Source organism: Bacillus basilensis (assembly GCF_050630465.1).
GTDB classification, from domain to species: Bacteria; Bacillota; Bacilli; order Bacillales; family Bacillaceae_G; genus Bacillus_A; species Bacillus_A basilensis.
This window is the reverse complement of sequence record NZ_JBNTQO010000035.1, coordinates 1-15,667: the sequence shown is the minus strand read 5'-3', so window position 1 is coordinate 15,667 and position 15,667 is coordinate 1. Positions and strand designations below refer to the sequence as shown.

At 36.9% G+C, this 15,667-nt stretch carries 14 protein-coding genes and 2 riboswitches; of the genes, 11 read left to right on the top strand and 3 right to left on the bottom strand.

All coding sequences use genetic code 11. The features are described from left to right. Positions 1-246: 246 nt before the first annotated feature. Genes tsaE through tsaD form a run of 4 tightly spaced genes read left to right on the top strand, consistent with a single transcriptional unit; the run spans position 247 to position 2,866 of the window. Positions 247-720 (top strand): tRNA (adenosine(37)-N6)-threonylcarbamoyltransferase complex ATPase subunit type 1 TsaE, encoded by a 474-nt coding sequence (tsaE, locus tag ACQVV1_RS29190; RefSeq protein ID WP_063221712.1) that lies wholly within the window; start codon positions 247-249, stop codon positions 718-720. Continuing rightward, on the top strand, positions 701-1,393 hold the full coding sequence (gene tsaB, locus ACQVV1_RS29185; RefSeq protein ID WP_242256783.1) for a tRNA (adenosine(37)-N6)-threonylcarbamoyltransferase complex dimerization subunit type 1 TsaB: 693 nt from the start codon (positions 701-703) through the stop codon (positions 1,391-1,393). The genes tsaE and tsaB overlap by 20 nt, the downstream gene beginning before the upstream one ends. A 13-nt stretch (positions 1,394-1,406) precedes the next feature. Continuing rightward, positions 1,407-1,850, top strand: coding sequence for a ribosomal protein S18-alanine N-acetyltransferase (gene rimI / locus ACQVV1_RS29180; RefSeq protein ID WP_242256785.1), 444 nt, complete (start codon positions 1,407-1,409; stop codon positions 1,848-1,850). Next, positions 1,850-2,866 carry a tRNA (adenosine(37)-N6)-threonylcarbamoyltransferase complex transferase subunit TsaD gene (gene tsaD, locus ACQVV1_RS29175; RefSeq protein WP_060629296.1) on the top strand — a complete coding sequence of 339 codons (1,017 nt, stop codon included), beginning with the start codon at positions 1,850-1,852 and terminating at the stop codon, positions 2,864-2,866. Before rimI ends, tsaD begins: the two co-directional genes overlap by 1 nt. A gap of 462 nt (positions 2,867-3,328) precedes the next feature. Here tsaD and ACQVV1_RS29170 read toward each other — a convergent pair whose 3' ends face one another. Then, on the bottom strand, positions 3,329-5,251 hold the full coding sequence (locus tag ACQVV1_RS29170) for an ABC-F family ATP-binding cassette domain-containing protein (RefSeq protein WP_309259619.1): 1,923 nt from the start codon (positions 5,249-5,251) through the stop codon (positions 3,329-3,331). Between the two features lie 187 nt (positions 5,252-5,438). On the opposite strand from ACQVV1_RS29170, the gene ACQVV1_RS29165 reads away from it, so the two are divergent. Next, positions 5,439-6,068: a redox-sensing transcriptional repressor Rex gene (locus ACQVV1_RS29165; protein ID WP_000437704.1), complete on the top strand. Its 630-nt coding sequence runs from the start codon at positions 5,439-5,441 to the stop codon at positions 6,066-6,068. A 29-nt stretch (positions 6,069-6,097) separates the two neighbouring features. Here the strand turns inward: ACQVV1_RS29165 and ACQVV1_RS29160 are convergent, their stop codons facing one another. Continuing rightward, positions 6,098-6,289 (bottom strand): YdiK family protein, encoded by a 192-nt coding sequence (locus tag ACQVV1_RS29160; RefSeq protein WP_001246201.1) that lies wholly within the window; start codon positions 6,287-6,289, stop codon positions 6,098-6,100. After that, on the bottom strand, positions 6,286-7,035 hold the full coding sequence (locus ACQVV1_RS29155) for a CPBP family intramembrane glutamic endopeptidase (protein ID WP_431169904.1): 750 nt from the start codon (positions 7,033-7,035) through the stop codon (positions 6,286-6,288). The genes ACQVV1_RS29160 and ACQVV1_RS29155 overlap by 4 nt, the downstream gene beginning before the upstream one ends. 401 nt (positions 7,036-7,436) lie before the next feature. On the opposite strand from ACQVV1_RS29155, the gene groES reads away from it, so the two are divergent. The 6 genes from groES to ampS all read left to right on the top strand — a co-directional run bounded on the left by groES (position 7,437) and on the right by ampS (position 15,383). Further along, positions 7,437-7,721, top strand: a complete 285-nt coding sequence (gene groES / locus ACQVV1_RS29150) for a co-chaperone GroES (RefSeq protein ID WP_000917306.1) — start codon at positions 7,437-7,439, stop codon at positions 7,719-7,721. A gap of 38 nt (positions 7,722-7,759) precedes the next feature. After that, positions 7,760-9,394: a chaperonin GroEL gene (gene groL / locus ACQVV1_RS29145; protein ID WP_242256788.1), complete on the top strand. Its 1,635-nt coding sequence runs from the start codon at positions 7,760-7,762 to the stop codon at positions 9,392-9,394. A 140-nt stretch (positions 9,395-9,534) separates the two neighbouring features. Then, positions 9,535-9,636, top strand: a riboswitch (purine riboswitch). 164 nt (positions 9,637-9,800) lie between these two features. Continuing rightward, entirely contained in the window at positions 9,801-11,339 is a 1,539-nt protein-coding gene (gene guaA / locus ACQVV1_RS29140) for a glutamine-hydrolyzing GMP synthase (protein WP_141526296.1), read from the top strand. A 153-nt stretch (positions 11,340-11,492) separates the two neighbouring features. Then, positions 11,493-11,594: riboswitch (purine riboswitch) on the top strand. A 127-nt stretch (positions 11,595-11,721) separates the two neighbouring features. Then, positions 11,722-13,047: an NCS2 family permease gene (locus ACQVV1_RS29135; RefSeq protein ID WP_000833093.1), complete on the top strand. Its 1,326-nt coding sequence runs from the start codon at positions 11,722-11,724 to the stop codon at positions 13,045-13,047. Between the two features lie 145 nt (positions 13,048-13,192). Continuing rightward, positions 13,193-13,894, top strand: coding sequence for a response regulator transcription factor (locus tag ACQVV1_RS29130; protein ID WP_431169903.1), 702 nt, complete (start codon positions 13,193-13,195; stop codon positions 13,892-13,894). Further along, positions 13,878-15,383, top strand: a complete 1,506-nt coding sequence (ampS, locus tag ACQVV1_RS29125) for an aminopeptidase AmpS (RefSeq protein ID WP_431169902.1) — start codon at positions 13,878-13,880, stop codon at positions 15,381-15,383. Before ACQVV1_RS29130 ends, ampS begins: the two co-directional genes overlap by 17 nt. Positions 15,384-15,667 lie beyond the last annotated feature (284 nt).

The window sequence follows — 15,667 nt, the reverse complement described above, 5'->3', positions numbered from 1 at the left end:
CCGTGGTGTAGTGGTTAACATGCCTGCCTGTCACGCAGGAGATCGCCGGTTCGACCCCGGTCGGGACCGCCATTTTATATAAAGAAAAGAACGAAACATGTTGTTTCGTATTTTTTTATTTGTTTTAACAAAAAACTAATAAAGACAGTCAAACTATCCTTAGGAAAACTCCTAAGGACTTTTTTATATATTTAAAACCTGTATAATAAAGAGCAGAGAACATTGTGAGTAAAGTAGGTGAAGTCTGTGAGTAAATATGAAATAACAACAAAATCATCTGAGGAAACACAAAGATTATCAGAAAAACTAGGTGAACTTGTCGGGGCACAAGATGTAATTATTTTAGAAGGAGATCTGGGAGCTGGTAAGACGACTTTTACAAAAGGACTAGCAAAAGGTCTTGGAGTGAAAAGAGTTGTAAATAGTCCTACCTTTAATATCATTAAAGAATATAAAGGAAGATTACCGCTATATCATATGGACGTGTATCGCTTAGCAGAAAGTGAAGAAGACTTAGGTTTTGATGAGTATTTCTACGGTGAAGGAATTACGGTAGTAGAATGGGCTCATTTAATAGAAGCATATTTACCAAATGAAAAGTTACAAATTAGTTTATTCCATGCTGGAGATGACACAAGAAAAATTGTGCTCGAGCCAATTGGAGACCGATATATTAGATTATGTGAGGAGCTATTACAAGATGAAAGTACTAGCAATTGATACTTCAAATTACGTAATGGGCGTATCCCTTATTGAGGAAGGAAATGTAATTGGGGAAATCATTACGAATTTAACAAAAAACCATTCTGTACGTCTTATGCCAGCTGTAGAACAACTGTTAAAAGAATGCGGTGTAAAGCCGAAAGAATTAACTAAAATTGTTGTAGCAGCTGGACCAGGATCGTATACAGGTGTTCGCATAGGTGTGACAGCTGCGAAAACATTAGCTTGGTCACTTCAAATACCAATTGTAGGTGTATCAAGTTTAGAAGTAGTAGCTGCAAATGGTGCTAATTTTAATGGACTAATCTGTCCTTTATTCGACGGAAGACGTGGACAAATTTATACTGGCTTATATACATATGAAGGAGAGAATTTAGCTTCTATAGAAGAAGACCGAATCATCCTTATTGTAGATTGGTTGCAAATGTTACAAGATAAAGGAAAGCCTGTTCTATTTATTGGTAACGATGTTAAACTGCACAAAGAAACAATTATCGAACATTTAGGCGATCAAGCTGTATTTGCTCCTTTCACTAAAAATAACCCAAGACCAAGTGAGTTAGCGTTCTTAGGATTACAAAAAGAAGAACAAGATGTACATTCATTTGTTCCTAGTTATCTTCGTTTAGCTGAAGCTGAAACAAAGTGGTTAGAAAGTCAAAACAAGTAGGAGCTTGCAGAAGATGGATATGATATTTAGAAAGATGGAATTCGATGATATTGCTCAAATTGTAGCTATTGAAGTAGCATCTTTTTCAACTCCTTGGACTGCAGATGCCTTTCACCGTGAGTTAACGATGAATGAACATGCACATTATGTTGTGCTAGAAAAAGATGGTCGTGTAATTGGGTATTGTGGATTGTGGATAATTATTGATGAATCACATATAACAAATATAGCCATTTTACCAGAATACAGAGGTCAGAAGCTAGGAGATGCTTTATTGAAAGAAGCTATTTCCGAAGCGAAAGCTCTAGGAGTAAAAACGATGACACTTGAAGTACGTGTATCAAATGAAGTAGCAAAACAGTTATACAGAAAATACGGATTTCAAAATGGTGGAATTCGTAAACGATACTATGCAGACAATCAGGAAGATGGTCTCGTAATGTGGGTGAATATATAATGGAAAAAAATACGATTATACTTGGTATTGAAACAAGTTGTGATGAAACAGCAGTAGCGGTTGTTAAAAATGGAACGGAAATTATTGCGAATGTCGTTGCATCACAAATTGAAAGTCATAAACGTTTTGGTGGAGTTGTACCAGAGATTGCATCTCGTCATCATGTAGAAGAAATTACAGTTGTGTTAGAAGAAGCATTAAAAGAAGCAAATATTACATTTGATGATATTGATGCAATTGCTGTAACAGAAGGGCCTGGTTTAGTAGGAGCGCTTTTAATAGGGGTAAATGCAGCGAAAGCAGTAGCTTTTGCACATGATATTCCTCTAGTTGGTGTTCATCATATCGCTGGTCACATTTACGCAAACCGTTTAGTAAAAGAAGTTCAGTTCCCACTACTATCACTTGTTGTATCTGGTGGACATACAGAGCTTGTTTATATGAAAGAGCATGGTTCATTTGAAGTAATTGGTGAAACAAGAGATGATGCAGCTGGAGAGGCATATGATAAAGTAGCTCGTACGTTATCCATGCCATATCCAGGGGGGCCTCATATTGATCGCCTTGCACACGAAGGAGAACCAACAATCGATTTGCCTCGTGCATGGCTAGAACCGGATTCGTATGATTTCAGCTTTAGTGGATTGAAATCAGCAGTTATCAACACTGTGCATAACGCAAAACAACGAGGAATCGAAATTGCACCGGAAGATTTAGCAGCAAGTTTCCAAGAGAGTGTAATAGATGTGCTGGTAACGAAAGCATCTCGTGCAGCAGAAGCGTATAATGTAAAACAACTGCTTCTCGCTGGTGGAGTTGCTGCGAATAAAGGACTTCGCACACGTTTGGAGGCAGAATTTGCGCCAAAAGAAAATATTGAGCTAATTATTCCTCCGTTATCTTTATGCACAGATAATGCAGCGATGATTGCAGCGGCAGGTACGATTGCATATGAACAAGGAAAACGTGCTACATTAGCTTTAAATGCAAATCCAGGATTAGATATTGAAGCATAGTTATACACAAAATTAACCACAGCTTGTGGATAAAAGCCATATTATCTGTTGATAATGTGGCTTTTACTGTGTATATAAAATGTTAATAACTTTTTTGGTGATTGTGGATAATGTGGAAAAGTTATTTCTGTGTTTATATATTAAAGGTGGATATGTGCATAACGTTGTGGATAAATCAAACGAAGTCTGACCTTTGAATGTATCCTTTTTCGGGAAATAAAATAATGGTGAATATCTGAAAAGATATTTCGAGATAATCTTCTTTTAATTTGCGAATTGCTACAGATGTCAAACTTTGTCGGTAAATCGATACTTGGTGTCGAATCGTTGATATAGTTCCAGTTACGATGGACATATTCAAAAAACGTTCATGTACGATGACGTTGCTTCGCTCTAGAAAACAAAAAGGATGTCACATAGTCAAAAATCCCGACTTATGAGACATCCTCCTTATTCATACTCTTATAAATGCAATTCTTCCCATTCTGCCATACAAGCATCGAGTTGCTCTTGTAGTGTTTGTTTTTTTGTTGTAATTTCACTAGCCTTTTCATAATCTGCATATATTTCTGGTAAGCAAAGTTGATCTTCTAACGTAGCAATTTCTTCTTCGAATACTACAATGTTTTGTTCTAGCTCCTCAATTTTTCGAGTACGTTGACGCTCTAATTTTTTGCGCTCTTTTTCTTCGAGATAATTTAATTTTTCTTGTGCAACTGTCTTTTGAACCGGTGCTTCATCTTCTTGCTCTAATTCCGCACGTTCGATCATCTCATTTTTCTTTGCAACGTAGTAATCGTAATCCCCTAAATACTCCTGTGCACCTTCTGTTGATAACTCAACAACGGTTGTCGTTACACGATTAATAAAGTAGCGGTCATGTGAGACAAATAAAAGAGTACCTGGATAATCAATTAAAGCATTCTCCAAAATCTCTTTACTATTTAAATCAAGATGGTTCGTAGGTTCATCGAGAATTAATAAATTTGATTTTTGCATCATAAGTTTTGCAAGAGCTAACCGAGCTTTTTGTCCACCACTCAGAGAAGATACTGGTTTTAGTACATCATCCCCTGTGAATAAGAAGTTACCTAGTATCGTGCGAATTTCCTTTTCAGGTTGCAGAGGATATTCATCCCATAATTCATTTAATACGCGCTTAGAAGATGTTAAGTTAGCTTGTTCCTGATCATAATAGCCAACAGATACATTGGATCCGAAAGAAACATCACCATTTAATAGGGGTAACTTATTCACAAGTGATTTTAATAATGTGGATTTTCCAATTCCGTTTGGACCAACTAAAGCAACACTATCCCCGCGAGTTAAGCGCATTGTTACATGTTCAATAATCGGATCCTCATCATATCCGATGGTTGCATCCTTTACTTGTAAAACGTCATTTCCACTTTGTTTTTCAATATCGAAGTGGAAGGAAGCTGACTTAGAATCACCTAATGGTCTTGTTAATAATTCCATTCGGTCTAATTGTTTACGACGGCTTTGCGCACGTTTTGTCGTAGATGCACGAGCTATATTTTTTTGAACGAAGTCTTCCAGCTTAGCGATTTCATCTTGTTGTTTTTCATAACGTTTCATTTCCTGCTCGTATAGTGCTGATTTTAAGTCTAAATATTTACTGTAGTTACCAACAAATCGTCTACTTTCTTTATTCGAAATTTCATATACTTGTGTAACGAGTTTATCTAAGAAATAACGGTCATGGGAAACGATTAGTATTGCGCCAGGATAACCTTGTAAATATTGTTCAAGCCATGTTAATGTTTCGATGTCTAAATGGTTTGTAGGCTCGTCCAAAATAAGTAGGTCTGGTTTCGTTAATAATAATTTACCGAGAGCTAATCGTGTTTTTTGTCCACCGCTTAATGTGGAAATCGTCGTCTGGTGCGTTTCAACTGGGAAGCCAAGACCACTTAAAATCGAACGGATATCTGCTTCATATTGGTAGCCACCTTGGTCTTTATAATCTAATTGCAATTGGTCATAATCAGCTAATAATCTTTCATATGTAGCCTCGTTTGAAAAGTTTTCTTCTTTTCCCATCTCTTGCTCTAGCCTTCGAAGCTTTGTCTCCATTTGTTGCAAGTGTGTAAAGACGGTTAACATTTCATCCCAAATTGTTAAAGACGTTTCTAACCCGGTATTTTGGGCTAAATATCCGATTGAGACATCTTTCGGTTTTATAATTTCGCCACCATCATGAGATAGCTCACCAGCTATTATTTTTAATAATGTAGATTTTCCGGCTCCATTTCGTCCGACTAATGCGATACGATCCTTCGTTTGAACTTCCAATTTTATGTTTGCAAGAATCGTTTCTGCACCGTATAATTTCGAAAGCGCGTTTACTTGTAATAAAATCAATGTTTTCACCTCAAATAATTTCTTAACTTTGCCATGTTTATATTTCTCAATCATACTAAAAATAGTGTATAGTTTAAAATACAGAGAGAATACTTCTTCTTTCTATTATACAAGGAATTTAATAAGTGCTAAACTTCTGTATTTGATTAAAGCATATGAATAAAGATAGGGAGAGAGGAGAGGTTATATGGAGCAGCAGAAAATTCCACAAGCCACTGCTAAGAGATTGCCTCTATACTATCGATTTATCCAAAACTTATCTCTGTCTGGTAAGCAACGTGTTTCATCAGCCGAATTAAGTGAAGCGGTAAAGGTTGATTCCGCAACAATTCGAAGAGATTTCTCATACTTTGGAGCGTTAGGGAAAAAAGGATATGGATATAACGTAAATTATTTATTATCATTTTTCCGTGAAACACTCGACCAAGATGATATAACACGTGTAGCGCTTATTGGAGTAGGTAATTTAGGGACCGCTTTCTTACATTATAATTTCACGAAAAACAATAATACAAAAATTGAAATGGCGTTTGATGTTAGTGAAGAGAAAGTTGGAACAGAAATCGGAGGCATTCCTGTATATCACTTAGATGAATTAGAAGAACGTTTATCAACTGATATACAAGTGGCAATATTAACAGTACCCGCTACAGTAGCGCAATCTGTAGCCGATAGATTGGCAGAAACAAATGTGCATGGTATTTTGAATTTCACACCAGCACGCTTAAATGTGTCAGACAATATAAGAATTCATCATATTGATTTAGCAGTGGAGTTACAAACACTTGTTTACTTTTTGAAAAATTATCCACAATAAAACGCAGAGGAAGCGACCTCTGCGTTTTATTATTGTTTTTTCTTTGTGAATTTAACTAAGATAAGGCGAAGTGCCAAATTAAAATCAATCGTTGCCATAACTGCAAATAGTATTGTCCACATATTCCAGATTGTATCTGTTACGTTCGTAATGGCGAAGCGTGTAAAGATACATCCTAGAAGGAAGTACAATGCAGCCATGAACAATGGTGAGTTTCTCATACTAAAAATCCTCCGATAAAGCCTTGCATTTTTTCAGCTTCTTTAATCATTTCTTGAATTTGTTCGTTACTTACTAAAACTTGAGCAACTGCAACTAATGTATTCATTGCAACATGAGCGGCAATTGGAACGATAATACGTTTCGTTTTTACATATAAGAAGGCGAATACGAGCCCCATAGCGGTGTATACCAATAAGTGAGTAAAATCAAAATGAATCGCCGCAAATACAAGGGAACTAATGATAGCGGCAATAAAGAAGTTAAACTTCTTATAAAGTGTACCAAATAAAATTTTTCTAAATACGATTTCTTCTAAAATAGGTCCGATTATAGAAATAACGATAAGGAACCAAGGTGTCGTTCTTGCGATATCCATAAGTCTCGCTGTATTTTCAGATCCAGGTTTAATACCTAATACATACATTTCGATCATGCCAGCAATACTTTGCGAGAAAAATGCTAAGAAGAACCCGATAAAAATCCAACCAATCGTAGCTGGAACAGTAGAACGCATCTTATCTAAATGTCTGTCGCAAATATCTGTTCTAAGTAACCAAAGTACGATACATAATGCAATAAAGAAGCTAATGATCGCCCAGTGACCAGTTATGAGTTGAAATTTCTCTTCCCTAGTAAATCCCCTGTTATCATAAAGTCCAGTTTTCAGAAGAAGTGGTAATCCAGCAATTGATGATAACTGCATTAAAATGTATGTAACGATAACCCACCAATATTGTTTTTTCAAATGGTTTAACCATCCTTTCTAACTCTAGTGTATGAGATAAGGTAGGATAACATGTAAATATGCTACCTACGATATAAACCTTACTTAAATTATGTTTTTTTTGTAAATCCTTATTTGAAATTATAATAGAAGACAGGAGAAAGTTGTGTGTGTAGCGAAAACAACTTAGGGTGTCCTTTCATATTGTAACATACGAGTAGTGGAAACAACGATTCATATAGTAAAGGTAGAAGAAGAGGAACTCTATATAGAAAAGTTTATAGCGTAATTTGCGAAAAAATTATGATTTTTTTACTTGCAAAAGAAATTGAGATTATTTATTATTATAAGTGTGTTAGCACTCGGGTGACTTGAGTGCTAATAAATAAAATTTACATAACAAAATGAGGAGGTTATTGTTCATGCTAAAGCCATTAGGTGATCGCGTTGTAATTGAGCTTGTTCAAGCGGAAGAAAAAACAGCAAGTGGTATTGTATTACCAGACACAGCAAAAGAAAAACCACAAGAGGGTAAAGTTATTGCAGTAGGTACTGGTCGAGTGCTTGAAAATGGTGAGCGTGTTGCTTTAGAGGTAGCAGCAGGTGATCTTATCATCTTCTCAAAATATGCAGGTACTGAAGTGAAATATGAAGGTACAGACTACTTGATTTTACGTGAAAGTGACATTTTAGCAGTTATCGGTTAATTATATAAATCTTAAAAAATCCAAGGGGGTCAATTATTATGGCAAAAGATATTAAATTTAGTGAAGAAGCACGTCGTTCGATGCTTCGCGGTGTCGACACTCTTGCAAACGCAGTAAAAGTAACACTTGGACCAAAAGGTCGTAACGTTGTACTTGAGAAAAAATTTGGTTCACCACTTATTACAAATGATGGTGTAACAATCGCAAAAGAAATTGAATTAGAAGATGCATTCGAAAACATGGGTGCGAAATTAGTAGCAGAAGTTGCTAGCAAAACAAATGATGTAGCTGGTGACGGAACAACAACTGCAACTGTATTAGCACAAGCTATGATTCGTGAAGGTCTTAAAAACGTAACAGCTGGTGCGAACCCAATGGGTCTTCGTAAAGGTATCGAAAAAGCTGTAGTTGCTGCAGTAGAAGAATTAAAAACGATTTCTAAACCAATCGAAGGTAAATCTTCAATCGCACAAGTAGCTGCTATTTCTGCGGCTGACGAAGAAGTAGGTCAATTAATCGCTGAAGCAATGGAGCGCGTTGGTAACGACGGCGTTATTACTTTAGAAGAATCTAAAGGTTTCACAACAGAATTAGACGTAGTAGAAGGTATGCAATTTGATCGTGGATATGCATCTCCTTACATGATTACTGATTCTGACAAAATGGAAGCAGTTCTTGATAACCCATACATCTTAATCACTGATAAAAAGATTTCTAACATTCAAGAAATCTTACCAGTATTAGAGCAAGTGGTACAACAAGGTAAACCACTTCTTATCATTGCTGAAGATGTAGAAGGCGAAGCGTTAGCTACATTAGTAGTGAACAAACTTCGTGGTACATTCAATGTAGTAGCTGTTAAAGCTCCTGGATTTGGTGACCGTCGTAAAGCAATGCTAGAAGATATCGCAATCTTAACTGGTGGCGAAGTAATCACTGAAGAATTAGGTCGTGACTTAAAATCTGCTACAGTTGAATCTTTAGGACGCGCTGGTAAAGTTGTTGTAACGAAAGAAAACACAACTGTAGTTGAAGGTATTGGAAATTCACAACAAATCGAAGCTCGCATTGGTCAAATCCGTGCGCAATTAGAAGAAACAACTTCTGAATTCGATCGTGAAAAATTACAAGAGCGTCTTGCAAAACTTGCAGGTGGCGTAGCAGTAATTAAAGTAGGTGCAGCAACTGAAACTGAGTTAAAAGAGCGCAAACTTCGTATTGAAGATGCACTTAACTCAACTCGTGCAGCAGTAGAAGAAGGTATCGTTGCAGGTGGTGGTACTTCACTTATGAATGTATACACGAAAGTTGCTGCTATCGTAGCTGAAGGCGACGAAGCTACAGGTATCAACATCGTACTTCGCGCACTAGAAGAGCCAGTTCGTCAAATCGCAATCAACGCTGGTCTAGAAGGATCTGTAGTTGTAGAGCGTCTAAAAGGCGAAAAAGTAGGCGTTGGTTTCAACGCAGCTACTGGCGAGTGGGTTAACATGCTTGAAACTGGTATCGTAGATCCAGCTAAAGTAACTCGCTCTGCACTTCAAAACGCAGCATCTGTTGCAGCTATGTTCTTAACAACTGAAGCTGTAGTAGCTGACAAACCAGAACCAAATGCACCAGCAATGCCTGACATGGGCGGCATGGGCATGGGTGGTATGGGCGGAATGATGTAATTCCGTTTGTCCTAAAAAACATCCATTTCTATATAGAAATGGATGTTTTTTTATGTTTTTTAGAAAAGGAAATGAATTTCTGTAGAATTTTGTCGCTTTCTCTCTTGACCATATTGATACTTCATTGTTAGAATCTAGGAAGATAATATAAAACGATCCTTCATATATCCTCAAAGATAAGGTTTGAGAGTCTCTACCGGGTTACCGTAAACAACCTGACTATGAAGGCAGTGTGTCGTATATTTATAAAGAGCGGAGACTATCTTTCTTTATAAAGCCAGACCCCTGCCTTTTCTTTGTTATGAGACTAGAGGCGGAGGACTGGCTTTTTTTATTATATTAGTAATGCTTTTTGCCAAATTGGTGAAAATATTTATATACGAGAACTAACGTTGGGGTGATTATTTTGAAGAAGCAGCATGATACAATTATCGTTTTAGATTTTGGGAGTCAGTACAATCAGTTAATAGCACGTCGAATTCGTGAGTTCGGTGTATACAGTGAACTTCATCCACATACAATTACTGCAGAAGAAATTAAAGCAATGAATCCAAAAGGGATTATCTTCTCTGGTGGACCAAATAGTGTATACGGTGAAGGTGCATTACATTGTGATGAAAAAATCTTTGACCTAGGATTACCGATCTTCGGTATTTGTTACGGTATGCAGCTTATGACGCAACAATTCGGTGGTAAAGTAGAGCGTGCCAATCACCGTGAGTACGGAAAAGCTGTTCTTAAAGTAGAGAACGAATCAAAATTATATGCGAACCTTCCAGAAGAGCAAGTTGTATGGATGAGCCATGGCGACTTAGTAACTGGTTTACCTGAAGGATTCGTAGTAGATGCAACAAGTGAGTCTTGTCCAATTGCTGGTATGAGCAATGAAGCGAAAAACTTATACGGTGTACAATTCCACCCAGAAGTACGTCACTCTGAGCACGGTAACGATTTAATTAAAAACTTCGTATTCGGCGTATGTGGTTGTTCTGAAGGATGGAACATGGAGAACTTTATTGAAGTAGAATTAGAGAAAATCCGTGAAACTGTTGGAGACAAAAAAGTACTATGCGCACTTAGTGGCGGTGTAGACTCTTCTGTTGTAGCAGTATTAATTCATAAAGCGATCGGTGACCAATTAACATGTATTTTCGTTGATCATGGTTTACTTCGTAAAGGTGAAGCAGAAGGCGTTATGAAAACATTCAGCGAAGGCTTCCACATGAACGTTATTAAAGTGGATGCACAAGAACGCTTCATGAACAAGTTAAAAGGTGTAGAAGATCCAGAACAAAAACGTAAAATCATCGGTAACGAATTCATTTACGTATTTGATGATGAAGCGTCTAAATTACAAGGAATGGACTTCCTAGCGCAAGGTACACTTTACACAGATATCGTTGAGAGTGGTACAGCAACTGCACAAACAATTAAATCTCACCATAACGTTGGTGGACTTCCAGAAGACATGCAGTTCAAATTAATTGAGCCTTTAAACACATTATTTAAAGATGAAGTACGTGTATTAGGATCAGAACTAGGAATTCCTGATGAAATCGTATGGCGTCAACCATTCCCAGGTCCTGGTCTTGGTATTCGTGTATTAGGTGAAATCACAGAAGAGAAATTAGAAATCGTTCGTGAATCTGATGCGATTTTACGTGAAGAAATTATTAAAGCAGGATTAGACCGCGAAATCTGGCAATACTTCACTGCGCTTCCTGGTATGCGTAGCGTAGGTGTTATGGGTGACGAGCGTACTTACGATTACACAGTGGGTATCCGTGCAGTAACATCTATCGACGGTATGACAGCTGACTGGGCACGTATCCCTTGGGATGTATTAGAGAAAATCTCTGTACGTATCGTAAACGAAGTAAAACACGTTAACCGTATCGTGTATGATGTAACGAGTAAGCCACCAGCAACAATTGAGTGGGAATAGTATTATAAAAAAAGATCCATCTATTGCTCATGCATAGATGGATCTTTTTTTATTTTAAGTTAAATACGAACGAAAATATAAAAGTTTATAAAAATGTTCGTTTTAAATTGACAAAAATACTTTCAAGAGTTAATATGAGTATGTAATTCAAACGAAAAGTGAATATTATGCCGTCGTATAATATCGGGGATATGGCCCGAAAGTTTCTACCTAGCTACCGTAAATGGCTTGACTACGAGGCGTTTTTATAAAGGTGAGGGGAATCTTATCTTTATTCATAGAACGCTTCCATGTATATGCAATGGAAGCCTTTTTTATTTTTAATAGATAAAAGAGGGCTAGGGAATTGCGGCGAGTAATCATATAACGGGGGAAACGTAAGATGAAACGCTATTTTCAGTTTGATGAACTCGGCACAAATTATAAAACAGAGTTCATAGCAGGTTTAACGACATTTTTATCTATGGCTTACGTACTATTTGTCAATCCTGCTACGCTGTCACTTGGAAATGTTAAAGGATTACCGGCAGGTACAGGAATGGATCCGGGTGCAGTATTCGTTGCTACAGCATTAGCAGCAGCAATCGGTTCGTTAATTATGGGTATTTTCGCGAAGTATCCAATTGCTTTAGCGCCAGGTATGGGAATTAACGCGTTCTTTGCTTATACGGCAGTGTTAACGATGGGTATTCCGTGGCAGACAGCAATTGCTGGAACGTTAATGTCAGGTATTATCTTTATTATTCTTACTGCTTCAGGTATTCGTGAAAAAATTATTAATGCAATTCCATCAGAGTTAAAGTTTGCAGTAGCGGCAGGTATCGGATTATTCATTGCCTTCCTTGGATTCCAAAATGCCGGAATTATCGTGAAAAATGATGCTGTCCTTGTTGGGTTGGGGGATTTAACAAAGGGCACAACGTTACTAGCAATTTTCGGAGTTGTTACGACAATCATCTTCATGATTAAGAAAGTTAATGGTGCAGTATTCTACGGTATGATCCTTACAGCAATATTAGGAGTGGCAACAGGATTAATTGATACTCCGAAAGCTGTAGTGGGAGCAATACCGAGCCTAGAACCAACGTTCGGTGCGGCGTTAACGCACTTTGGAGATATTTTCACTGTTCAAATGGGGATTGTTATTATAACGTTCTTCTTTATCGATTTCTTTGATACAGCAGGTACACTTGTAGCGGTTGCGAATCAAGCTGGATTAATGAAGAACAATAAATTACCACGTGCAGGAAAAGCGTTATTCGCAGATGCGATTGCAACTGTAATCGGTGCGATCTTAGGTACATCAACAACAACGTCTTACATTGAGTCGTCTGCTGGGGTAGCAGCGGGAGGACGTTCTGGATTTACAGCAGTTGTAACAGCAGGATTCTTCTTACTGGCACTATTCTTCTCACCATTACTAAGTGTTGTAACACCAGCTGTAACGGCACCAGCATTAATTATTGTAGGGATCTTGATGGTTTCTTCTTTAGGAGAGATTGATTGGAAGAAATTCGAGATTGCAGTACCAGCATTCTTTACAATCATTTCAATGCCACTTACGTATAGTATTGCGACAGGGATTGCGATTGGGTTTATCTTCTATCCAATTACAATGGTAGTAAGTGGTCGTCGTAAAGAAATTCATCCAATTATGTATGTTATGGGAGTTTTATTCGTACTATATTTCATCTACGTTCGTAAATAAAAGGGGTTTTTTGAAAGGTCTAGACTTAAGGGGAGTCTAGACCTTTTTTGCGTCTTCAGAAAAACTTAAGGATTTCCGAGCGTTTTTCTTCAGAAGTTTTCCTATAATAGAAGTTAGGGATTAAAAAAGTAATGGGGGAGATATTGTGGCACACGAAACAATACTTGTCGTAGATGATGAAAAAGAAATTCGAAATTTAATTACAATCTATTTAAAGAATGAAGGATATAAAGTACTGCAAGCAGGAGATGGAGAAGAAGGATTGCGTCTCCTGGAAGAAAAAGAAGTGCATCTAGTCGTATTAGATATTATGATGCCAAAAGTAGACGGTATTCATATGTGTATGAAAGTAAGGGAAGAAAAAGAAATGCCAATCATTATGCTTTCAGCGAAAACGCAAGATATGGATAAGATTTTAGGATTAACAACGGGTGCTGATGATTATGTAACGAAGCCGTTTAATCCGTTAGAGTTAATCGCAAGAATTAAATCTCAGTTACGCCGTTATATGAAAATGAATGGTTTCGCTATACAAAATGAGGACGAGCTAGAAATTGGAGAGATGAAAATTAACAGCTCAACCCATAAAGTTATTGTAGAGGGAGAAGAAGTGAAACTAACTCCGAGGGAATTTTCAATTTTAGAATTGCTAGCCCGTAATCCAGGTATGGTCTTTAGCGCGGAGCAAATTTATGAAAAGGTTTGGAACGAACGATCTTTCCAGTCTGATAATACTGTAATGGTGCATATTCGAAAAGTACGTGAAAAGATTGAGGAGAATCCAAGGAAACCTAGATATATAAAAACAGTATGGGGAGTGGGGTATAAGATTGAAAAAGATATTTAATCCTTTTACTTATGTAAGGAAAACAAGAGAATTAATTGAGAAATTAGTAAAGAGCGTACGGAAGAGTATAAGAATTCAATTGATTACTACTTTTGCTGCTTGTGCGTTATTAGGAGTTTTGTCAGCAAAGGCAGCTGCGCCATTTTTTGAGAATGCGAATCGTCAAGCGACTATCGATTATCGGGCTGGTATGGAACGAATTAATCACCAAGCTCAAGGAGCGGCAAATAGTTCGGTTCATGAAAATAAATTAGAAGCTATATCCGATATGATCGAAATGGAGAATCAAAATTTAGAGCAAGGATCTAGAGCTTTAAAAATATTGGTTACTGATGAGAGTGGTAAAGTTTTATATAAAACGAAGCAGGCGCAAGAAGAGCAAATCGATTTGCATAATACGATTCGTAATGCAGCATCATTTGCGATTAACTATTCAAATGGTCGAGATGTATTTGAAAATACGAGAAAAGAATTTATAGCTTTTTCACCTATTACAATAGAAGATAAGAATTTATATATGTTCGTTAGTGGAATACCAGATGGTGTAGTAATGTATGATACGCAAGAAGGACCATTCCCATTTTTAATTGGTGTACTCGTGTTCATTTTCTCTTTCTTCTATATAACAAAGAGGAAGATGAAGCAAATTGAAGCGATGGCAGAAGGTGTAAAGGAAATAGAAAAAGGAAACTTAGCGTACCGTATTGAGAAGAAAGGTGAAGATGAGATTGCGTCTTTAACTGAGAATATTAATAATATGGCGGAAGAGCTTATGAATAATATAGAAAAAGAACGTAAATTAGAAAAGCAGAAAAATGAGCTTATTACGAATGTATCTCATGATTTACGTACACCACTTACTTCTATTATGGGTTACTTACGATTACTTCGAGATTCTAAATATGAAAATCAAGAACAACATGATGAGTATACGAGAATTGCTTTTGCGAAGTCGGAGCAGTTAAAGAATTTAATAGAAGATTTATTTGAGTATACGAAGTTAACGAATGAACAAGTTGTGTTAGAAAAACAAGAAGTATGTGTAAATGAGTTATTGGAGCAATTAATAGAAGAGTTAGTACCGCAAGCGGAAGAGCATGGACTTACGTTTGTTAAGAAGTTTCCTGAGGAACGTGCCTATGCAGCGATTGATTCGGAAAAGATGGTCCGTGTATTTGATAATCTATTAATGAACGCGATTAAGTATAGTAAAGATGATGGGGAGATAAAAGTTTCTCTTCAAAGGCAGCGCCGGGATATACAAATTGTAATTGCGAATCATAGTGAAGAGTTTACGAGAGAAGAGTTAGCGAGTTTGTTTGAACGCTTTTATAAGAAAGATCAATCTAGAAGTAGAGTAACAGAAGGATCGGGCCTTGGATTGGCGATTGCGAAAAGTATTGTTGAATTACAAGGTGGTAGTATTCGAGCTGAATATGAGGATGGTATTATTCAGTTTATCGTCTCGTTACCAATTATAGAAAGATAATAAACGAATAGAATGGTATATGATAAAAAGGCTTATTTTAAAAGAAATAAGCCTTTTTATATTTTTTTAGAAAAACATGTTGACGATTAGGGATTAGAGGTGTAATATAGAACAAGTCGCCGATGCAATAACGCAGAACACGACAAACGAAATGAAAAACTTAGTTGACATTAACTAACGGAGATGTTAACATAAGGGAGTCGCAAATGAGCGACAGACAAGTTCTTTGAAAACTGAACGAAACAAACAACGTGAAACGTCAATTTTTATTTTTAGATGCTAGA